Genomic DNA, 19,079 nt, shown 5'->3' on the forward strand with positions numbered 1-19,079 from the left:
GCGGCGCCTCGACCATCTTGCCGTTGCCGATGTACATGGCGACGTGGTGGATGCTCGTCCAGCTGCTGCCCGAGGCGAAGAAGAGCAGGTCGCCGGGGAGGAGCGCGTTCGGGTCGACGCCGCGGGAACGCGTGGCGTAGTACTGGTCGCGGGAGACCCGGGGCAGCCCCTGGTAGCCGGCGGCCTGGTAGGAGGCGAGCACCAGGCCGGAGCAGTCGAACCGGTCCGGCCCCTCGGCCGCCCACAGGTAGGGGTCGCCGAGCTGGGCGAGGGCGTACCGCACCGCGGCCAGGGCACGCGGGTCCGCGACCAGCCCGCTGACGCTCTGGTTGACCACGTACGAGCTGCCGAGCTGCTGCTCGGCGGCGTCCTCGCGGCGCTCGATCTCGAGCAGCCTGGCGGCGTTGTCCCGGCGGAGCTTGAGCAGCGCGGCTTCCTGCTTGTGCAGGTCGGCCTCGACCCGGGTGTATTCCGCGGCCTTCTCGGTGGCCCGCCGCTGGGCCGAGGCGTGCGCCTCGCGGGCGACCTGCTCGGCGGCGGTGGCCCGGGCGAGTTCGCCGGTCACCGCGGTGGTGGCGCCCTCGGCCTTGTCGCCCCGGGTGATCCGCTGCAGGTTGGCGAACTCGCGCAGGTTGGCCCCGAACTCGCCGGGCGGCAGCGCGGCGTCGGCCTTCATCGCGTCGGCGGCGGCGGTCTTCGCGTTCTCCCGGGCCCGGGCGAGCGCGTCCTGGGCCTCCTTCAGCCGGGTGGCGGCGAGGGTCAGGTCCGCCTGCGCGGTGTCCCGCTCGCCCTTGACGCCGAGTAGCTTGTCGCCGAGCTGGGCGACCTGCGCGTCGACCTGGTTGATCTGCGCGATCAGCGGGCCGTCGGCCGGGTTGGTGACGCCGGGCGTGGTGCCGGGGAGGCCCGGGGTGGAGCCGGCCCCGCCGGTCACCGTGCCGGGCAGGCCCGGGACGGCGCCGGGCACGGTGGGAAGCTGGAGCGAGCCGACGACCCGGGGGCGCGAGCCGGTGTCGGGGACGGTGTCGGGCAGCGGGTCGGCCCAGGCGGGTGTGGCAAGCGCCGCGGCCGCGACCGCTCCGAGCAGGGCCGACCAGAGCGCCGGACGCAGCACCGGCGAGATCACCGGACTCCGGTGTCGTCGGCGTCGGCCCTGGGTGCTGTCGACCATTCCGCTCCCCGTCCGGTCTGGTGTGTTCCGCGCCAGGTGGGCGCGCTGAGCCAGGACGGTACCGGTGTGTGTTCCGCCCCATCCTGTCTTACCTCACCAACGCAGGTATGTCGATGCGCGGAGCGTGACGACCGCCCGGGAGTCCGGTGAACCAGGTCGCTGCGGTCGACCGGGTCGCCGGTTCGTCCGAAGCGCGACGTACGCTCGACCGGGACCGCAGGTGGAAGGGACGTGGCTTTCGATGGACGCCGGACTCAAGCGCGAGCTCGAAGCGAAGGTCTACGCGGGGGAGCGGCTGACCCGCGAGGACGGAGTCGCCCTCTACGAGAGCGACGACCTCGCCTGGCTGGGGCGGCTGGCCCACCACAAGCGCACCGAGATGAACGGCGACCGGGTGATGTTCAACGTCAACCGGCATCTCAACCTGACCAACGTCTGCTCCGCCTCGTGCGCGTACTGCTCGTTCCAGCGCAAGCCGGGCGAGAAGGACGCCTACACGATGCGCATCGACGAGGCGGTCCGCAAGGCCAAGGAGATGGAGGACGAGCAGCTCACCGAGCTGCACATCGTCAACGGCCTGCACCCGACGCTGCCCTGGCGCTACTACCCGAAGGTGCTCCGCGAGCTGAAGGCGGCGCTGCCGAAGGTCAACCTCAAGGCGTTCACCGCGACCGAGGTGCAGTGGTTCGAGAAGATCAGCGGCCTCAGCGCCGACGAGATCCTCGACGAGCTGATGGACGCCGGCCTGGAGTCGCTCACCGGCGGTGGCGCGGAGATCTTCGACTGGGAGATCCGGCAGCACATCGTCGACCACGCCTGCCACTGGGAGGACTGGTCGCGGATCCACCGGCTGGCCCACTCGAAGGGCATGAAGACCCCGTCGACGATGCTCTACGGCCACATCGAGGAGCCCCGGCACCGGGTCGACCACGTGCTGCGGCTTCGCGAGCTGCAGGACGAGACCGGCGGCTTCCAGGTCTTCATCCCGCTGCGCTACCAGCACGACTTCGTCGACTCGGCGGACGGCAAGGTCCGGAACCGGATCCAGGCCCGCACCACGATGGCCTCGCCGGCCGAGTCGCTCAAGACATTCGCCGTCTCCCGGCTGCTCTTCGACAACGTCCCGCACGTGAAGTGCTTCTGGGTGATGCACGGCCTCTCGGTGGCCCAGCTCTCGCTGAACTTCGGGGTCGACGACCTGGACGGCTCGGTCGTGGAATACAAGATCACCCACGACGCCGACTCGTACGGCACGCCGAACACCATGCACCGTGAGGACCTGCTGAATCTGATCTGGGACGCCGGCTTCCGCCCGGTCGAGCGGAACACCCGCTACGAGATCGTCCGCGAGTACGACGCGGCCCCGTCGCTGGCCGAGCGCCGCGCCGAGCCGCAGCAGGTCTGGGCCTGACGCGCGCTCCGATGAGCACCGAGGAGCAGCAGCGCAGCTTCCCCCGTCGGGACGCCGAGGGGCGCATCCTCACCCTGGGCGACCTGCTCGGGGTGAGCCTCGCCGGCCTGGTGATCGGGGTGCTGGCGCTGGTGCTCTTCGAGTGGGCCTTCGCGACCATGGGCGCGGGCCGGTTCGGGCGGACCAACGGCTGGCTGGCGGTGATCCTGCCGCTCTGGCTGTTCTGGGACGACTTCCGGGCCTGGGAGTTCGGCGCGGCCCGGGTGCTCGCGGCGCTGGCCGGGATCGCGGTCGGCGTCTTCGCCGGGCTCGTGGCGGCCGGCTTCGCCGCCGGGCTGCCGCCGCTGGTCTCCGGCGCGCTGGCCGCGGCGGTGTTCACCGTGGTCTACGCGGTGGTCTGGTTTCATGGCGTGCACTGGCTGGCCCGGCGGACGGGCTGAGGCGTGAGAGAGAAGGAGGCGTCGCAGTGAGCGCGGCGGTCAAGTACACGCTGGGCCGGATCGGGCTGTTCGTCGGCGTGCTGGCGGCCCTCTGGTTCGTCGAGATGAACATGTTCCTGCGGCTGATGCTGGCGCTGGTCTTCTCCGCGGCGCTGTCGTTCTTCCTGCTCCGCGGGTGGCGCGACGAGATGGCCGGCGAGATGTCCGAGGCGGCGGAGCGGCGCCGCGCGGAGAAGGACCGGCTGCGCTCGGCGCTGGCCGGCGACGACCAGGCCGCCCCGACCGACGAGCGCCGGGAGAACTGAGTGGCCGGAAACGGGGCAGCGGGATCGCGCCCCGACCGCTAGGGTCTGCCGCCGTGAGTTTCCTGAACACGATCAACGGGTGGCGGACGAAGGTCTTCGTCTGGATCGGCCTGCCGGTCATCGCCGCCATCGGACTGATGCTGAGCGTCACCGACCTCGCCCCGGCCTGGGAGGCGAAGAACGGTGGCGGCACGCCGGGCACGTTCACCGCGGTGAACGAGGAATGCGGCCGGCGTAACTGCGAGTGGCACGGCACCTTCGTCGCCACCGAGGGCGGCGCCCAGCGCGCCGACGTGATCCTCTACGACGCGCCGGACGGGTTGGCCGCGGGCGCCACGGCCCCGGCGCTCGACAGCGGTGCCCGGAAGGGCGTCTTCTCGACCGCCGGCGGCTCGACCTACCTGCTGGTCACCGGGCTCGCCCTGGCCGGTGTGGCCGCCCTGGTCGCCTGGGTGGTGATCATCGTGCGGGCGATCCGTAGGCGCAGCCGGCGGGCCGAGCCCACGGCCCCGCCCGCCTCGTTCGCCCCGTCGGCCTGACCCGGCCGGTCCACGACCGTGCACGACGGGCCCGGCACCGTCCCGAGGGGGACCGTGCCGGGCCCGTCCCGTCACCAGTTGGTGGAACCCGGCACGACCGGCCAGGCCACGTCCGTCGGCTTGATCAGGTACGCGATGCCGCCCGAGCCGGAGGCCACGGTGCCGTTCGCCCGGTAGCGCTTGGTGCGCAGCCAGATCTGCTCGAACTGCTCCCGCTTGTAGACGTTGCGCACCGCGTCGTTGGACGAGGAGGCGGGGTCGTTGACGATCACGTCACCGTCGGCGGTGAAGCCGACGATCACGAAGAGGTGCCCGGAGGTGCCGTAGCCCGCCGTGTCCAACTCGCTGGCCAGGAAGGACTGCGAGGTGATGACCGGGATGCCGGCCTTGATGAAGCGTTCCACCTCGTCGAGCGAGTGCATCCGGGTGACCCGGGCGTCGAGGCCGGGGAAGCTGGCCGCGTACGCGGTGTTGAACGGCCAGTTGCCGGCGCCCTCGTACTCGTAGTCGTAGGTCATCCGGGCGGCGTGGTCGACGGTCGGGTCGGCGTAGCTCGGGTCGACCCAGGCGATGTCCTCCGCGGAGGGCTTGCGGCCCCAGTACTCGACCACCATCTCGGTGGAGGTGGGGGAGCACCAGGCCTCCCCGCCGTTGTCGTACTCCGGGTACTCCCCGATGTGGATGTTCTGCGAGTAGCGCGGCACCGACAGTTCGGTGCCCCAGGCGATGCCGCCCTTGCTCGGGGCGACGGTGAACCGGTCCGGCACGGTGGAGCTCATCGCGCCGAGCATCCAGACCCGCGGCGAGGCGGCCTGTCCCGGCGCGCGGTAGAGGGTCAGCCGGAGCTGGTACGACCGCAGCAGCACGCCGGCCTTGGCGTCGTCGATCGAGAAGGTGTCGGTCCAGATGGTCGACCAGGGGTCGCCCTGGCCGTCCAGCGTGGACCGCTTGATGTCCTGGTCGCCGGAGGCCCAGCGGCCCATCACGTACCAGGGGGTCTGCTGCCCGGTGTTGTACGTGCCGTGCAGCTCGACCTGGATCCAGGTGCCGGCCGGGGTCGCGGCGTTCCACGAGGCGACCAGCTCGCTGGCGTCGAAGCCGACCGTCCGCTCCGGCGAGGTCCAGGTGGCGTACTCCCAGGTCTGGGTGGCGCCGGTGTGCTCGTCGGTGAACTCGGTGGTGCCGGCCGGCTGGCCGATGGTGATCCCGGTGCGGTGCCCCGGGATGGCGTACGTGCCCTGGTGGGTGCCGCCGCGCCAGTCGGGGTACGTGGACCACTCCTGGAAGGTGATCTGCTCGTCGTGCGCGACGACCGGGAGGTTGTTGTCGGCGTGGGCGGGCGCCGTCACACCGACGAGGGCGAGTGCGGCGACGCCCGCGAGGGCGACCGCGCGCAGGGCTGGTCTGACCATGTGCACTCCGTTGGGTGGGAAGGGATGGATCACCAGTTGGTGGAACCGGCCACGGTCGGCCAGGCCACCTCGGTCGGTTTGATCAGGTAGACGACGCCGCCGGAGCCGCTGCCGGTGCCGCCGCTCGCGGTGGTCCGCCGGGTACGCAGCCAGATCTGCTCGAACTGGTCGCGCCGGTAGACGTGCCGGACGGCGGCGTCACTGGGCGAGGCCGGGTCGTTGGCGATCACGTCGCCGGTGGCGGTGAAGCCGACCACCACCATGAGGTGCCCCGCCGTGCCGTAGCCCGCCCCGTCCAGCTCGCTGGCCAGGAACGACTGGCTGGTCACCACGGGGATGCCGGCGGCGATGAAGTGCTCCAGCTCGTCCAGCGAGTGCAGCCGGGTCACCCTGGCCTCCAGCCCCGGGAAGCTCGCCGCGTACGTGGTGTTGAACGGCCAGTTGCCGGTGCCGCCGTACTGCCAGTCGTAGGTCATCCGGGCCGCGTGGTCGACCGTCGGATCGGCGTAGCGGGGGTCCACCCAGGAGGTGTCGGCCGGGGAGGGCTTCCGGCCCCAGTACTCGACCACCATCTCGGTGGAGGTGGGTGAGCACCACGCCTCGCCACCGCCGCCGTACTCGGGGTACTGGCCGGCGTGGATGTTCTGGGAGTAGCGCGGCACGGCCAGCTCGGTGCCCCAGGCGATGTGCCCGGCGCTCGGGGCGACGGTGAACCGGTCCGGCACGTTCGAGCTCATGGCGCCGACGGACCGGAGCACCGGGGTGGCGGTCGAGGCCGGGTCCCGGTAGAGGGTGACCCGGAGCTGGTACGCCCGCAGCAGCACCCCGCCGGCCGGGTTGGTGATGGCGAAGGTGTCGGTGAAGACGCTGGAGGTCTTGTCGCCCTGCCGGTCGACGCTGGTCCGCCGGATGTCGCCGTCGCCGGAGGCCCAGCGCCCCATGACGTACCAGGGGGTGCGGGTGCCGGTGGTGTAGGTGCCCTGGAGTTCGACCTGGAGCCAGGTGCCCGCCGGGGTGTCGGCGTTCCACGACGTGACCAGCTCGGTGGCGCTGAAGCCGACCTGGGTGAGCGGCGAGGTCCAGGTCCCGTACGCCCAGGTGCGCCGGGTGCTGCTGTGCGGGTCCTTGTAGAGGATGGTGCCGACCGGGGTGGCCAGGGTCAGGCCGGCCGCGGTGCCGGTGGTGCCGGCGGCGGTCCCGGTGGACCAGGCCGCGCCGGACCAGGCCTGCCAGGTGATCTGTTCGTCGTGCGTGACGGTGGTGGTCGCACGGGCCGGCGCGGTGGTGCCGAGGAGGGCGAGCGCGGTGGCGCCGGCGACGGCGGCCGACCGCAGGGATGTCCGGTCCATGGCAGCTCCTCCAGGAGAACGGCATCGTTGCCGTTCACTGTCGCGCCTGGAGGGAAGTTTCGCCAGAGGTTCACGCATGGAAAATCATTGCCGGCGTGAGGATCTGGTCGGGATGGAAGGCAGGGAATGATGGATGTTGATATGACCATGTAACTCCTGGTGAAGTGTGCGGACAACGGGATCTCCCGTACCCCGAGGAGGTTGTCCATGGCCTTCCGCACGTCACCGCTCCGCCGCCGGCTGGCCCTCGCCGCCGCCGCCGGCCTGACCCTCGTCACCGCGCTCACCGGCCCGGCCGCCGCCCGGCCCGCCCCGGACGGTGAACCCGCCGCCGTCGCCTACCGGGTGCTCGGCCCGCGCACGCTCGCCGACCGCAGCGCCGTCGCCCGCACCGGGGCGGCGATCGACCACTCCGAACACGGCGTGCTGCACGTCACGGCTACCACCGCCGAGGCCGCCGCGATCACCCGGCTCGGCTTCCGGCTGGAGAAGGACGTCGCCCCGGCCCCGACCGGCGGCGCCGTCGCCTACGCCTTCCCGCCCGCCGACTCGAACTACCACGACTACGCCGAGCTGACCGCGGTGGTGAACAAGGCGGTCGCCGACCACCCGGCCATCGCCCGCAAGCTCAGCATCGGCCGGTCCTACCAGGGCCGGGACCTGATGGCCGTGAAGATCTCCGACAACGTCGGCACCGACGAGAGCGAGCCGGAGATCCTCTTCAACGCCCAGCAGCACGCCCGCGAGCACCTGACCGTCGAGATGGCGATCTACCTGCTCAACCTCTTCACCGACAACTACGGCAGCGACTCCCGGATCACCAACATCGTCAACTCCCGGGAGATCTGGATCGTCCCCACCGTCAACCCGGACGGCAGCGAGTACGACATCGCCACCGGCTCCTACCGCTCCTGGCGGAAGAACCGGCAGCCCAACAGCGGCTCCTCGTACGTCGGCACCGACCTGAACCGGAACTGGTCGTACCAGTGGGGCTGCTGCGGCGGCTCGTCCGGCTCGACCTCGTCGGACACCTACCGGGGCCCGTCCGCCTTCTCCGCCCCGGAGACCGCGGCGCTGCGCACCTTCGTCAACGGCCGGGTCGTCGGCGGGGTGCAGCAGATCAAGGCGAACATCGACTTCCACACCTACTCGCAGCTGGTGCTCTGGCCGTACGGCTACACGTACAGCAACACCGCCACCGGGATGAACGCCGACCAGTACAACACCTTCGCCACCATCGGCCGGCAGATGGCGTCCACCAACGGCTACACCCCGGAGCAGTCCAGCGACCTCTACATCGCCGACGGCACCAGCATCGACTGGATGTGGGGCGCCCACCGGATCTGGGCGTACACCTTCGAGATGTACCCCGGGTCGGCCTCCGGCGGCGGCTTCTACCCGCCCGACGAGGTGATCCCCACGCAGACCTCCCGCAACCGGGAGGCCGTGCTGCTGCTCTCCGAGTACGCCGACTGCCCGTACCGGGCGATCGGCAAGCAGAGCACCTACTGCTGACCGACGCACGGTGGGGGCCCAGTGGGCTGGGCCCCCACCGCCCCTCCCGTCCGGACGATCTCCGCTGGTCATGCGCTACGGTGGCACCGACCACCCCGCAGCGAAGCCGGTGCGAAACCGGCGCTGTCCCGCAACTGTGATGCCCCGCACGCGGCGTCGGCCTCCCGCCGGCGCCGACGACTGTGGGGACGAGCCAGGTCGCCTGCGGCACGGTCGCGACTCGCGCTCTCGAGGAAGGGCGCCTCGCGGACGGGCCCGCCCAGGCGGTCCCTGTCGGCGAAGCACCACGCTCCTCGACCGACAGGAGGACCGATGTCCAGACGTACCCCCCGGCTCTTCGCCGCCGCCCTCGCGGTCGGCGCGCTGCTCCTCGGCGGCTGCGCCGAGAAGACCTCGAACGACACCCCCGCGGCCGGCGGCAGCTCGGCGGCGGCCGCCTTCCCGGTCTCCGTCGGCAAGCTGACCCTCGACAAGCGCCCCGAGAAGATCGTCTCGCTGTCGCCGTCGGCGACCGAGATGCTCTTCGCCATCGGCGCCGGCAAGCAGGTCACCGCCGTCGACGACAACTCGAACTACCCGGCGGAGGCGCCGAAGAGCGACCTCTCCGGCTTCCAGCCGAACGCCGAGGCGATCGCGGGCAAGAGCCCCGACCTGGTGGTGCTCTCCAACGACACCAACAAGATCGTCGACCAGCTCACCACGCTGAAGATCCCGGTGCTGCTGACCCCGGCGGCGGCCACTCTCGACGACACGTACCAGCAGATCACCGACCTGGGCAAGCTCACCGGCCACCCGGCCGAGGCGGACGCCGTCACCAGGAAGATGAAGGACGACATCGCGGCGCTCACGAAGGACCTGCCGCAGCGGGCGAAGAAGCTCACCTACTACCACGAGCTCGGCCCGGAGCTGTACAGCGCGACCAGCAAGACCTTCATCGGCTCGATCTACGCGCTCGCCGGCCTGGAGAACATCGCCGACCCGGCGGACGCCGACGGCAAGAACGGCGGCTACCCGCAGCTCTCCCAGGAGGTCATCGTCAAGGCCAACCCGGACTTCGTCTTCCTGGCCGACACCAAGTGCTGCAAGCAGACCCCGGACACCGTCAAGGCGCGCAGCGGCTGGTCCGGCATCACCGCCGTGAAGAACAACCAGATCGTCGGCCTGGACGACGACATCGCCTCGCGCTGGGGCCCGCGCGTGGTCGACCTGCTCAAGGCGATCGTCGACGCCACCGCCAAGGTCCCGGCCTGACCCTGACCGTGCGACAACTGAGATCCGCCGCCCGGCCGGCCGGGACGCCCGACGCGTCCCGGCCCGCCGGCGTGTCCCGCGGGGGCCGGCCCGGCCCGGCCGGGCCGGGTGCGACGGTCCGGCCGGCCGGGCTGCGTACCCGCTGGCTGCTCGCCGGCATCGGCGCGGTGCTGGTGGCGCTGGTGGCCGGCGTCTCGCTCGGTCCGGTCAGCCTGCCTCCGGGCAGCGTCGCCGCCGAGCTGCTCAACCTCCTACCCGGAGTGCACCTGGACAGCGGGCTCACCGAGCGGGAGATCGCCATCGTCACCGAGCTGCGGTTGCCCCGGGTCGTGCTCGGCCTGCTCGTCGGCGCCCTGCTCGCCCTGGCCGGCGGCTGCTACCAGGGCGTCTTCCGCAACCCGCTGGCTGATCCGTACCTGCTGGGCGTGGCGGCCGGGGCCGGGCTGGCGGTGACCGCGGTGATCGCGCTCGGCGCCGGGGCCGGCGGGGCGCTGAGCGGGATGCCGCTCACCATCCCCCTCGCCGCGTTCGTCGGCTCGCTCGGCGCGGTCGTCATGACGTACCTGCTCGGCGCGGCCGGCGGGCGGGACCGGTCACCGGCCACGCTGATCCTGGCCGGGGTGGCGGTCTCGGCGTTCCTCGCCGCCGGGCAGACCTACCTGCTCCAACGGCACTCCGACAGCATCCAGCAGGTCTACTCCTGGCTGCTCGGGCGGCTCGCCACCGCCGGCTGGCACGACGTGCGGCTGGTCCTGCCCTACTTCGCGCTCACCGCCGTGGTGGTGCTGCTGCACCGGCGTGAGCTGGACGTGCTCTCCGTCGGCGACGACGAGGCCACCAGCCTCGGGCTGCACCCGCAGCGTTCCCGCTACCTGCTGATCGCCGCCGCCTCGCTGGGCACCGCCGCCGCGGTCTCCGCCTCCGGCCTGATCGGCTTCGTCGGCATCATCGTGCCGCACACCGTGCGGCTGCTCGCCGGGTCGAGCTACCGGGTGATCCTGCCGCTGTCGATGCTCTTCGGCGGGGCGTTCCTGGCGCTCACCGACGTGGTCGCGCGGACCGCCGCCGCGCCCGCCGAGATACCGATCGGCGTGGTCACCGCGCTGCTCGGTGGCCCGTTCTTCGTGCTGGTGCTGCGCACCGCCCGCCGGGTGCTGACATGAGCGCGCCCGCCGTGGAGCTGCGCGGCCTCCGCATCGAGCTGGGTGGCACGCCGATCCTGGCCGGCGTGGACCTGGCGGTCGCGGTGGGCGAGTGGGTCACCGTGATCGGCCCGAACGGCGCCGGCAAGTCGACCCTGCTGCGCGCCGTCGGCGGCCTGCTGCCCGCGCCGGGCGCGGTCTCCCTCTTCGGTACGCCGATCAACTCCCTCCGCCGCCGCGACCGGGCCCGGGTGGTGGCCACCGTGGCGCAGTCCCCGGTGGTGCCGGCCGGCATGTCGGTCTTCGACTACGTGCTGCTGGGGCGCACCCCCTACATCCCGGCGCTGGGCCGGGAGTCGGCGGCCGACCTGGCCGCCGTGCACGAGGTGCTGGAGCGGCTCGACCTGGGCGCGTTCGGGCACCGCGAACTGGCCACCCTCTCCGGCGGTGAGCGGCAGCGGGTCTTCCTGGCCCGGGCGCTGGCCCAGGGCGCCACCCTGCTGCTGCTCGACGAGCCGACCAGCGCGCTGGACATCGGCCACCAGCAGGAGGTGCTGGAGCTGGTCGACCAGCTCCGCCGGGAGCACGACCTGACCGTGCTCGCCACCATGCACGACCTCTCCATCGCCGGCGAGTACGCCGACCGCCTGGTCCTGCTCGCCGAGGGCCGCGTCGCCGCCGCCGGCCCACCCCGGCAGGTGCTCACCGAGGACCTCCTGGCGACGCACTACCGCGCCCACGTCCGCGTGATCGAGGGCGACCACGGCCCCCTGGTCGTCCCCGTCCGCCCCCGCTGAGCTGCCTGCTCAGCGGAGAGCGGTGACGGAGAAGAGGGCGCCCTGCGGGTCGCGGAGGGCGGCGCTGCGGCCGGCCGGGTTGTCCCGGGGCGGAACGAGGATGGTCCCGTCCAGCTCGGCGGCCCGGGCCGCCGTCGCGTCGGCGTCCTCGACCGCGAAGTAGACCGTCCAGTACGCCGGCAGGTCCTCGGGCAGGGGCTCCAGCTGCGGCATCATGCCCGCGACGATCCGCGCGCCGCACCGCCACCCGGTGTAGGGCACCGGGCCGGTCGGCTGCTCCTCGGGGTGCCAGCCGAAGACCAGCGCGTAGAAGTCCTTCGCCCCTTCGGGGTCGGGGGTGACCAGCTCGTTCCAGCACAGCGAGCCGGGGACGTTGAACAGCTCCGCGCCGCGCATCGCCATCGGCTGCCAGACGCTGAACACCGCCCCGGCGGGATCGGAGAGGACCGCCATCCGGCCCTGCTCGAAGACGTCGAACGGGGAGACCACCACCTGACCACCGGCCGCCTCCACCCGGGTGGCGACCAGGTCCGCGTCGTCGGTCGCCACGTACGTCGACCAGACCGGCACCTGCTCCGGGGCGGCCGGTGGGCCGGCCCCGGCCACGGCCCGGCCGTCCTTCAGGAAGGTGGTGTAGCCGCCGGCGGCCGGTTCGGCGGACACCCGGCCGGTCCAGCCGAACAGTTCCGGGTAGAACCGCTTCGCATCCTCCAGCCCCGGGGTGGCCAGGTCGGTCCAGCAGGGCGTGCCGGGCTCCACGCCGTTCACGCTGACCCCTCTCGCCGGGGGACGGCCCCGCTGGCACGCCCTGCCGGCATCGTGGCACCGTCCCCTCGGCCGCCGGGCCGTATTCGGACAACTGGTCAGGTGAAGCGGCGTCCCTCGTCCCGCCGGTAGGCCCATCCGGCGACCGCCGCGAGCACCACGATCCAGACGCCGAGCATGACCATGGAGAGCGGGTTCAGCCGCCAGTCGGTCACAGCCGCCCACATCAGCTCCAGCGCACCGCGGGTGGGCAGGTAGGGCGCGATCGCGTCGACGAAGCCGGGCGCGTTGGCCGGACCGAAGAGCAGCCCGCCGCCGAAGGCGAGCGGGAAGAAGATGAGCTGGGCGACCACGATCGCCGCCTTGCTCGGCAGCGAGTAACCGATGGCCAGCCCGAGCAGCGTGAACGGCACCGAGATCACCGCGACCCCGCCGGCGGCGAGCAGGAACTGCGCCGGGGTGATCCGGGCCGCGGTGGCCACCGCCGCGATCATCACCACCGGGAGCATGGAGAAGTAGGTGACGGCCAGACCGGTCAGGATCCGCCCGGCGAAGCGTGGGCCGGGCCCGGCGGGCAGCGTCCGGCTGTACGGGTTCCACGGCTGGTCGCGGTCCTCGGCGACGCCGATCCCGTACTGGAAGATGTTGGCGCTCATCACCGCGAAGGTGACCATGGCGGCGGTGGCGTAGGTGGCGCCGGCGGCGTCGTCACCCGCGAACGGCACCACGAAGAAGAGCATGGCGGCGGCGGGGAAGAAGGCGCTGCCGACCACCGCGACCGGGATCCGGATGATCTCCAGGAGCTGGTAGCGGGCGTGGACCAGGGCGAGCGGCACGGCGGTCTCCTAGGCGGGGGCGGGTGCGGGCCGGTCGTCGGCGGTGAGGGCGAGGAACGCCTCCTCCAGCGAGGTGGGCCGGACCTCCAGGTCGCGGAACGCCACGCCGGCGGTGACCAGGTCGCGGACGAGCTGGTCGGCGTCGGTGGTGAGCAGCTGGGTGCGCCCCTCGGTGTGCTCGGTGGCCACCACCCCGGGCAGCGGCGGCAGGTCGTCGGCGACGAGGCTGACCCGGCGTACGCCGACGATGCCGCGGATCGCCGTCACCGAGTCGTCGGCGAGCACCCGCCCGTGCCCGATCACCACCACCCGCTGCGCCAGCGCCTCCACCTCCTCCAGGTAGTGGCTGCTCAGCAGGACCGTGCCGCCCTCGGCGTGGAAGCCGCCGACGGCCTCCCACAGCGTGCGCCGAGCCTCCACGTCGAGCCCGGTGGTGGGCTCGTCGAGGACCACCAGCCGGGGCCGGCCGACGAAGGCGAGCGCCACCGCCAGCCGCCGGCGCTGCCCGCCGGAGAGGCCGCCGCACTGCCGGCGCACCTGGTCGGTGAGGCCGAACCGGTCCAGCAGCTCGCCCCGGGGCACCGGGTCGGGGAAGTGCGCGGCGACGAAGTCGACGACCTCGCCGACCCGCAGCGTGCCGGGCAGGCCGGTCTCCTGCGGGGTCACCCCGAGCTGCCGCCGGCTCGCCGGGTCGCGCGGGTCGCCGCCGAGCAGCTCGACCCGGCCGGCGGTCGGGCGGCGCAGCCCGACCAGCAGGTTGAGCAGGGTGCTCTTGCCGGCGCCGTTCGGGCCGAGCAGGCCCACCAGCTCTCCGGCGCGGACGGTCAGGTCGACCCGGTCCAGGGCCAGCACCTCGCCGTAGCGGCGGCTGACCTGGTCGGCGCGGGCCAGGATCATCGTCAGGCTCCTCAGGGCTTGCGGTCCCGGACGGTCATCCCTCACCTGTGTACCGTGCCGGTGCGAATTCCACCGCCCCGCGCAAAGGGGTGCCGATCGCCTACTGTGGTAATCCCGTTGCCCGGCCGCGCCAGCGACGGGCGGCTGCCGACTGGACACTGGGGAGGGTCCGCGTGACGAGTCCGAGCAGGAACCTGGAGGTCCAGCCGGAGGCGCTGACGGCCTTCGCCGCCGCGTCCCGCGAGCGGGCCGGCCAGTTCCGCGAGCTGCGCCGGGTCTTCCACGACGGGCACGTGCCCCGGCACGCCTTCGGCATCATGCCGGCGTCGTTCGGCCTCGCCGCCGCGTACGCCGAGCAGTTCGAGGCGTGCCTGCAGGGGCTGGAGGACGGCGCCGAGGTTATGGCCGACATCGCCGAGGGCATCAGCGACACCGCCGACGCCTACACCGGCACCGACGTGGCGACCACCGACATGTTCACGCCGGGCGCCTGAGGGGGAGCCGATGAGCACCGAGGCGCTGCAGCGCAACAAGACCTACTTCGAGCAGATCGTGTCGGGCACGCCCGACCCGTTCAAGCCGCTCTCCAACGCGGTGCTCTGGCCGTTCGAGCAGCTGCTGGAGCTGGTCGCCGGCGAGCCCGACGACCTCATGCGCGCGGCCCAGCTCGCCCTCGACACCGGCGAGGCGGTCCGGCGGATCGCCGGCGACCAGGTCGCCGACCGGGCCCGGCTGCGCGGTGCCTGGGACGGCGACGCGGCGGAGAAGTTCCACGCCTCGATGGAGTCCGTCGAGGAGGCCATCGAGGAGCTGGCCAAGGGGCTGGACGGCACCAAGGAGGTGCTGGTCGACGCGGCGAACGCGGCGGTCGACGCGTTCAACCTGCTGGTCGAGCTGATCCTGGAGTTCCTGCTCTGGTTCCTCACCGAGGTGATCATCGCCGCGGTGGCCGCCGTGCTCAGCGCGGGCGTGACGCTGGCCGCCACGGTCGTCCGGGTGCTGGCCCGGCTGGCCACCACGGTCGGCCGCATGGTGAAGATCGTGGCCCGGTTCGCGGAGATCCTCACCAAGCTGGTGACCAAGCTGGAGCGCGTCGCCGCCCTGCTGATGAGGTACCGCCAGGTGGTGCTGGAGCTGAAGCAGGCCAAGAAGGCGTACCGGCTCTGGAACAAGTCCGGTTACGGCCGCGAGGCGTTCACGTTCATGGCGAAGCGGACGGCCATCCTCTTCCCGGGCAAGTTCGCCATCAACCAGGCGTCCCCGGTGAACATCCCCGGCGTCGGCGGCGCCCTGCTCGACACCGGGATCGGCCTGCACGACGTCTCCGACGGCCACAAGGACCGCAACTACCTCGTGGACGGCACCTACTCGGAGGACCTGGGGCCGTACACCAAGGGCGTGCAGAACGTCTTCGACTCGATCGTGAACTGAGAGGCAGTCATGACCTTCCCGGCCCTGGACCGGATCGAGGCGCTGGCCCGCAACCTGGACGGGTGGCAGCGCGAGCTCGGCGCGCGGATGGCCGAGCTGGAGCAGAGCAGTGCCGAGGGCGTGAGCGACTCCGGCCTGGTCACCGTGACCGCGGCCGCCGACGGCAGGATCCTCTCCACCGAGATCAACGCGCGGGCCATGCGGCTCGACTCCTACACGCTGGCCGAGGAGTTCACCGCGGCCGCGAACCGGGCCCAGGAGGCGGCCGCCGCCCGGGTCCGGGAGATCGTCGGCGAGGTGATGGGGAACGCGCCGGCCGCGGAGCGCCGCACCGACGACGGCTACGGCCACGATCGATACTGAGCCGATGGACCCCACCGGATACCGCGACCGGATCGGCCAGCTCGTCGAGCCGGGCGAGCGGGTGCTGGCGTACGCGAAGGCCGACGCGGCCCAGGGGGCAGCGCCACCTCCGCCGCCCGATGCGGCGAAGCCGGAGGCGCCGGCCGGCGGGGTGAGCGCCGGGGCGGTGCTGCTCAACCTGATCTCTCCGCTGGTCAGTTGGGCGCGGGGCGACCGGCTGGTCGACCGGGTGGTCTGGGGAATCGCCGGGCGCGGCACCCCGGGCTCCGCCGCCTCCCGGCTGCGCCACGCGCTGCACCCGCCCAAGCCGGACCTGGCGGCACGGGACGTCCTGCTGGTGGCCACCGACCGGCGGCTGCTGGTCTGCGTGAGCGGGCCGGTGAAGCTGCTGGCCAGCCGGGAGGACGAGGAGCGGGCCGTGGCGGAGACCGGGATCGCCTGGTCGGCGTCGCGGGCGGAGCTGGCGTCGGCCCGGGTCGGCTGGCACCGGCTGAACCCGAAGCGGCTGCGCCTCGACTTCGCCGACGGCTCCTGGCTGGCGTTCACCGTGCCGATCGCCGAGTCCGGCCGGCCACTGCGCGACATCGCCGCCGCTCTCTCCCACTGAGCGGCCACCGGCTCGTCAGCCGGCCAGCGGGGCGGGCAGCGGTTCGCGGTGCAGCACGGCCAGCCGGGACACCGCCCGGGTGAGCACCACGTAGAGGCGGTGCAGGCCGCGCGGCTCGGCGGCGACGATCGCGGCCGGCTCGACGACCACCACGTGGTCGTACTCCAGACCCTTGACCAGGGTCGCCGGGACCACGGTGACCCGCGCCGCGGTCTCCACGTCGTCGGCGGTCGCGGTCGGCACGCCCGCGTCGGCGAGGGCCGCGCGGAGCCGGTCCACCGTGCCGTCGGCGGCGATCACGCCGACCGAGCCGTCGTGCGCCAGCGCCGCCCGCACCTCGGCCACCGCCGCGGCCGTCAGGTCCTCGACGGTACGCACGTCGAGTGCCCCGTCGCGGCGCAGCGACCGGGCCGGGGGCACGTCGACGGCGAGCGCCGGCAGCAGCCGGTTGGCGAACGCGACCACCGCCGCCGGCACCCGGAAGCCGACGCTCAGCGGCACCACCGCGGCGTCCGGCTTGCCCAGGTGGGCCAGGGACTCCCGCCAGTCGGTGGCCGCCCAGGGCGCGGTGCCCTGGGCCAGGTCACCGAGGAGGGTGATCGAGCCGTGCTCGCTGCGCCGGGCGATGGCCCGGCACTGCATCGGGGAGAGGTCCTGCGCCTCGTCGACCACCACGTGCCCGAAGCCGGCGAGCCGTTCCAGCAGCCCGGCGGCCTCGTCGATGAGCACCGCGTCCGCGGCGGTCCACCGGGTCGCCTTCGGGGTACGGCCGACCCTGCCCGACCGGAGCAACCCCTGCTCCTCGGCGGTGAGCAGGCCGTCGGCGGCGGCGGCGAGCGCCTCGGGGTCGGTCAGCAGCCGGTGCAGCAGCCCTTCGGGGGTGAGCGCCGGCCAGACCGCGTCGAGGAACTCGGTCACCGGTTTGGCCCTGCTCATCCGGCGTAGCCAGGCGTCGCTGGGCGACTCGGCCCGGCGGGCCTCCGCCTGCCGTTGCAGCAGCCCGACCACGCGGGCCCGGACCCGGTCCCGGCCGGTCGCGTACGGCAGGTCCTCGCGGCGGGTCTCCTCGACCAGCCGGTGCAGCGGGTCGAGCCCGATCCGCCAGCGGAACGAGCCGTCCGAGACCATGATCGGCTCGGTGGGCGCGCCGATGTGCGCGTCGACCGCGCGGCGCAGCACCTCGGCCAGCCGGATGTCGTGCTTGAGGGCGGCCACGGCGGGGTCGTCGACCGCGCGGACCGGCACCCGGGCCACCAGGTCCTCCACCGTTGCCTGTTCGACCTCGACCTCGCCGAGCGCCGGCAGCACGGCCGCGATGTAGGACAGGAACGCCCGGTTCGGCCCGACGATCAGCACGCCCGACCGGCGCAGCCGCTCGCGGTGCAGGTAGAGCAGGTACGCGGCGCGGTGCAGCCCGACCGCCGTCTTACCGGTCCCCGGCGCGCCCTGGACGCAGATCGAGTCGGCCAGGTCGGCCCGGACCAGCTCGTCCTGCTCGGGCTGGATGGTGGCGACGATGTCCCGCATCGGGCCGACGCGGGGGCGTTCGATCTCGGCGGTGAGGATGCGGCTGGCGGTGCCCAGCTCCTCGCCCCGGTCCAGGCGCTCGTCCTCGAAGCTGGTCAGCACCCCGGAGCTGAACCCGAACCGGCGCCGGACCGCGACGCCCTGCGGGTCGCGGGCGCTGGCCCGGTAGAACGACCGGGAGACCGGCGCCCGCCAGTCCAGCACCAGCGGCTCGCCGAGCTCGTCGGTGACGTGCCGGCGCCCCACGTGGTAGTCGCGCCCGGCGTGGTCGGGGTCGCCCGGCCCGAAATCCAGCCGGCCGAAGAAGAGCGGGGTGGTCGGGTCGTCGGCCAGTTCCTTGACCCGTCGGGCCATGTGCCGACCGAGCTGCTCGGCGGTGTACGCGTCGCCGGCCACCTTGTCGCCGGTCGCGAAGAGGGACTCGGCGCGCTCGCGCATCCGGCGCAGCGCCGCCCGGGAGGTGTCGAGGTGGGCGCGCTCGGCGGCGAGTTCGGTGTCCAGGGTCTGTTCTTGGGCGTGCAGGGTCATCCACGTACTCCTCGTCACGGGGAACAACGCTGCCGCTCGCGTTTCCGACCTCGGGTCGGCGCGGGGACGTCCTGTGCGGTGCTACTCACCACGGCCGTCAGGCGGGAGAGAGCAGCCTACTCCGGTCGGCGCGGCGGGCAATCGAATTTCCCCGGGTGCCGGCCGGCGCGGAATCATGGGTGGCATGACCGAGGCGCGGCCGGAGCAGCGCCGGGTGACGATCAGCGACCCGCAGGTGATGCGGGCCCTGGCCCACCCGGCCCGCATGGCGATCATGGAGCATCTCAGCACGGTGGAGGGCGGTGCGACCGCCACCGAGTGCGCCGAGATCGCCGGGCTCTCGCCGAGCGCGACCAGCTACCACCTCCGGGAGCTGGCGAAGTTCGGCCTCATCGAGGAGGCCCCGAGCCGGGGGGACGCCCGGGAGCGGGTCTGGCGGGCGTTCAGCCCGTCCTACACGGTCGAGTCCGGGCAGGACGCCGACTCCGAGGCGCGTGCCGCCGAGCTGGCCCTGGTCGACGCGCACCTGGCCCGGGACAGCCAGCGTGCCCGGGACTGGATCCGCCGGGCCCCGGACGAGCCCGGCGACTGGTATCGGGCGGCCTGGTTCAGCGACAGCCTGCTCCAGGTCACGGCGGAGGAGCTGACCGCGCTGAACCAGGCGATCCAGGCGCTGCTGGACCCCTACCGGCGGCGGCTGCGGACCGATCCACCGGAGGGGGCCCGCACGGTCGCCGTGCAGTATCGGGCGCTGCCCATCGACTGACCGGGGGTTGTGCGGACCAGGTATGAA

General features: G+C 72.9%; 19 protein-coding genes, 1 pseudogene and 1 riboswitch. Of the genes and pseudogenes, 13 read left to right on the forward strand and 7 right to left on the reverse strand.

Features of this window, described 5'->3' with window-relative positions:
* A partial coding sequence (locus tag ACW0Q9_RS12435) for an NlpC/P60 family protein (protein WP_456180754.1) occupies nt 1-1,171 on the reverse strand: 1,171 nt, incomplete at its 3' end.
* 241 nt (nt 1,172-1,412) lie between these two features.
* Here ACW0Q9_RS12435 and mqnE point away from each other — a divergent pair.
* The 4 genes from mqnE to ACW0Q9_RS12455 are packed head-to-tail and all read left to right on the forward strand — an operon-like array spanning nt 1,413 to nt 3,866.
* On the forward strand, nt 1,413-2,582 hold the full coding sequence (gene mqnE / locus ACW0Q9_RS12440; RefSeq protein WP_456180756.1) for an aminofutalosine synthase MqnE: 1,170 nt from the start codon (nt 1,413-1,415) through the stop codon (nt 2,580-2,582).
* An 11-nt stretch (nt 2,583-2,593) separates the two neighbouring features.
* The gene (locus ACW0Q9_RS12445) at nt 2,594-3,022 is read left to right on the forward strand and encodes a hypothetical protein (protein WP_456180758.1); all 429 of its coding nucleotides are present in this window, start codon (nt 2,594-2,596) and stop codon (nt 3,020-3,022) included.
* A 26-nt stretch (nt 3,023-3,048) separates the two neighbouring features.
* The gene (locus ACW0Q9_RS12450; protein ID WP_456180760.1) at nt 3,049-3,327 is read left to right on the forward strand and encodes a DUF4229 domain-containing protein; all 279 of its coding nucleotides are present in this window, start codon (nt 3,049-3,051) and stop codon (nt 3,325-3,327) included.
* A gap of 53 nt (nt 3,328-3,380) precedes the next feature.
* Nucleotides 3,381-3,866, forward strand: a complete 486-nt coding sequence (locus ACW0Q9_RS12455; RefSeq protein WP_456180762.1) for a hypothetical protein — start codon at nt 3,381-3,383, stop codon at nt 3,864-3,866.
* Between the two features lie 71 nt (nt 3,867-3,937).
* Here ACW0Q9_RS12455 and ACW0Q9_RS12460 read toward each other — a convergent pair whose 3' ends face one another.
* Both ACW0Q9_RS12460 and ACW0Q9_RS12465 read right to left on the reverse strand, forming a co-directional pair.
* Nucleotides 3,938-5,278, reverse strand: coding sequence for a C39 family peptidase (locus ACW0Q9_RS12460; RefSeq protein ID WP_456180764.1), 1,341 nt, complete (start codon nt 5,276-5,278; stop codon nt 3,938-3,940).
* A 29-nt stretch (nt 5,279-5,307) separates the two neighbouring features.
* Nucleotides 5,308-6,627, reverse strand: a complete 1,320-nt coding sequence (locus ACW0Q9_RS12465) for a C39 family peptidase (RefSeq protein ID WP_456180766.1) — start codon at nt 6,625-6,627, stop codon at nt 5,308-5,310.
* 207 nt (nt 6,628-6,834) lie between these two features.
* Here ACW0Q9_RS12465 and ACW0Q9_RS12470 point away from each other — a divergent pair.
* The 4 genes and pseudogenes from ACW0Q9_RS12470 to ACW0Q9_RS12485 all read left to right on the forward strand — a co-directional run.
* Nucleotides 6,835-8,139, forward strand: a pseudogene (locus ACW0Q9_RS12470) (M14 family metallopeptidase); the annotation flags it as partial.
* Between the two features lie 108 nt (nt 8,140-8,247).
* A riboswitch (cobalamin riboswitch) is annotated at nt 8,248-8,340 on the forward strand.
* Nucleotides 8,341-8,454: 114 nt separating this feature from the next.
* Entirely contained in the window at nt 8,455-9,393 is a 939-nt protein-coding gene (locus ACW0Q9_RS12475) for an ABC transporter substrate-binding protein (RefSeq protein WP_456180768.1), read from the forward strand.
* A gap of 71 nt (nt 9,394-9,464) precedes the next feature.
* Nucleotides 9,465-10,556 (forward strand): FecCD family ABC transporter permease, encoded by a 1,092-nt coding sequence (locus ACW0Q9_RS12480; RefSeq protein WP_456180812.1) that lies wholly within the window; start codon nt 9,465-9,467, stop codon nt 10,554-10,556.
* Nucleotides 10,553-11,332 (forward strand): ABC transporter ATP-binding protein, encoded by a 780-nt coding sequence (locus ACW0Q9_RS12485; protein WP_456180770.1) that lies wholly within the window; start codon nt 10,553-10,555, stop codon nt 11,330-11,332. Before ACW0Q9_RS12480 ends, ACW0Q9_RS12485 begins: the two co-directional genes overlap by 4 nt.
* A 9-nt stretch (nt 11,333-11,341) precedes the next feature.
* On the opposite strand, the gene ACW0Q9_RS12490 is transcribed toward ACW0Q9_RS12485, so the two are convergent.
* The 3 genes from ACW0Q9_RS12490 to ACW0Q9_RS12500 all read right to left on the reverse strand — a co-directional run bounded on the left by ACW0Q9_RS12490 (nt 11,342) and on the right by ACW0Q9_RS12500 (nt 13,830).
* Nucleotides 11,342-12,100, reverse strand: a complete 759-nt coding sequence (locus ACW0Q9_RS12490; protein ID WP_456180772.1) for a VOC family protein — start codon at nt 12,098-12,100, stop codon at nt 11,342-11,344.
* A 95-nt stretch (nt 12,101-12,195) separates the two neighbouring features.
* Nucleotides 12,196-12,933, reverse strand: coding sequence for an ABC transporter permease (locus ACW0Q9_RS12495; RefSeq protein WP_456180774.1), 738 nt, complete (start codon nt 12,931-12,933; stop codon nt 12,196-12,198).
* A gap of 9 nt (nt 12,934-12,942) precedes the next feature.
* The gene (locus tag ACW0Q9_RS12500; protein WP_456180776.1) at nt 12,943-13,830 is read right to left on the reverse strand and encodes an ABC transporter ATP-binding protein; all 888 of its coding nucleotides are present in this window, start codon (nt 13,828-13,830) and stop codon (nt 12,943-12,945) included.
* Nucleotides 13,831-14,003: 173 nt separating this feature from the next.
* Between ACW0Q9_RS12500 and ACW0Q9_RS12505 the strand changes: the two genes are divergently transcribed.
* The 4 genes from ACW0Q9_RS12505 to ACW0Q9_RS12520 are packed head-to-tail and all read left to right on the forward strand — an operon-like array spanning nt 14,004 to nt 16,231.
* Nucleotides 14,004-14,324 (forward strand): type VII secretion target, encoded by a 321-nt coding sequence (locus ACW0Q9_RS12505; RefSeq protein ID WP_456180778.1) that lies wholly within the window; start codon nt 14,004-14,006, stop codon nt 14,322-14,324.
* A 10-nt stretch (nt 14,325-14,334) separates the two neighbouring features.
* A complete protein-coding gene (locus tag ACW0Q9_RS12510; RefSeq protein ID WP_456180780.1) occupies nt 14,335-15,261 on the forward strand; it encodes a WXG100 family type VII secretion target in 927 nt (308 codons plus the stop codon).
* Between the two features lie 9 nt (nt 15,262-15,270).
* Nucleotides 15,271-15,624, forward strand: coding sequence for a YbaB/EbfC family nucleoid-associated protein (locus tag ACW0Q9_RS12515; RefSeq protein WP_151461307.1), 354 nt, complete (start codon nt 15,271-15,273; stop codon nt 15,622-15,624).
* 4 nt (nt 15,625-15,628) lie between these two features.
* Nucleotides 15,629-16,231 (forward strand): hypothetical protein, encoded by a 603-nt coding sequence (locus ACW0Q9_RS12520; RefSeq protein ID WP_456180783.1) that lies wholly within the window; start codon nt 15,629-15,631, stop codon nt 16,229-16,231.
* Between the two features lie 15 nt (nt 16,232-16,246).
* Here ACW0Q9_RS12520 and ACW0Q9_RS12525 read toward each other — a convergent pair whose 3' ends face one another.
* Nucleotides 16,247-18,286: a HelD family protein gene (locus ACW0Q9_RS12525; RefSeq protein WP_456180784.1), complete on the reverse strand. Its 2,040-nt coding sequence runs from the start codon at nt 18,284-18,286 to the stop codon at nt 16,247-16,249.
* A 184-nt stretch (nt 18,287-18,470) separates the two neighbouring features.
* Here ACW0Q9_RS12525 and ACW0Q9_RS12530 point away from each other — a divergent pair, with 184 nt between their 5' ends.
* Nucleotides 18,471-19,052 (forward strand): ArsR/SmtB family transcription factor, encoded by a 582-nt coding sequence (locus ACW0Q9_RS12530; protein WP_456180786.1) that lies wholly within the window; start codon nt 18,471-18,473, stop codon nt 19,050-19,052.
* Nucleotides 19,053-19,079 lie beyond the last annotated feature (27 nt).

This window comes from Micromonospora sp. I033, assembly GCF_053890995.1.

Bases quoted from the DNA above. Each gene is read 5' to 3' on its own strand.
- mqnE (WP_456180756.1), top strand. From the start codon at position 1,413: ATGGACGCCGGACTCAAGCGCGAGCTCGAAGCGAAGGTCTACGCGGGG.
- ACW0Q9_RS12445 (WP_456180758.1), top strand. From the start codon at position 2,594: ATGAGCACCGAGGAGCAGCAGCGCAGCTTCCCCCGTCGGGACGCCGAG.
- ACW0Q9_RS12460 (WP_456180764.1), bottom strand. From the start codon at position 5,278: ATGGTCAGACCAGCCCTGCGCGCGGTCGCCCTCGCGGGCGTCGCCGCA.
- ACW0Q9_RS12465 (WP_456180766.1), bottom strand. From the start codon at position 6,627: ATGGACCGGACATCCCTGCGGTCGGCCGCCGTCGCCGGCGCCACCGCG.
- ACW0Q9_RS12475 (WP_456180768.1), top strand. From the start codon at position 8,455: ATGTCCAGACGTACCCCCCGGCTCTTCGCCGCCGCCCTCGCGGTCGGC.
- ACW0Q9_RS12485 (WP_456180770.1), top strand. From the start codon at position 10,553: ATGAGCGCGCCCGCCGTGGAGCTGCGCGGCCTCCGCATCGAGCTGGGT.
- ACW0Q9_RS12500 (WP_456180776.1), bottom strand. From the start codon at position 13,830: ATGATCCTGGCCCGCGCCGACCAGGTCAGCCGCCGCTACGGCGAGGTG.
- ACW0Q9_RS12510 (WP_456180780.1), top strand. From the start codon at position 14,335: ATGAGCACCGAGGCGCTGCAGCGCAACAAGACCTACTTCGAGCAGATC.
- ACW0Q9_RS12515 (WP_151461307.1), top strand. From the start codon at position 15,271: ATGACCTTCCCGGCCCTGGACCGGATCGAGGCGCTGGCCCGCAACCTG.
- ACW0Q9_RS12520 (WP_456180783.1), top strand. From the start codon at position 15,629: ATGGACCCCACCGGATACCGCGACCGGATCGGCCAGCTCGTCGAGCCG.
- ACW0Q9_RS12525 (WP_456180784.1), bottom strand. From the start codon at position 18,286: ATGACCCTGCACGCCCAAGAACAGACCCTGGACACCGAACTCGCCGCC.
- ACW0Q9_RS12530 (WP_456180786.1), top strand. From the start codon at position 18,471: ATGACCGAGGCGCGGCCGGAGCAGCGCCGGGTGACGATCAGCGACCCG.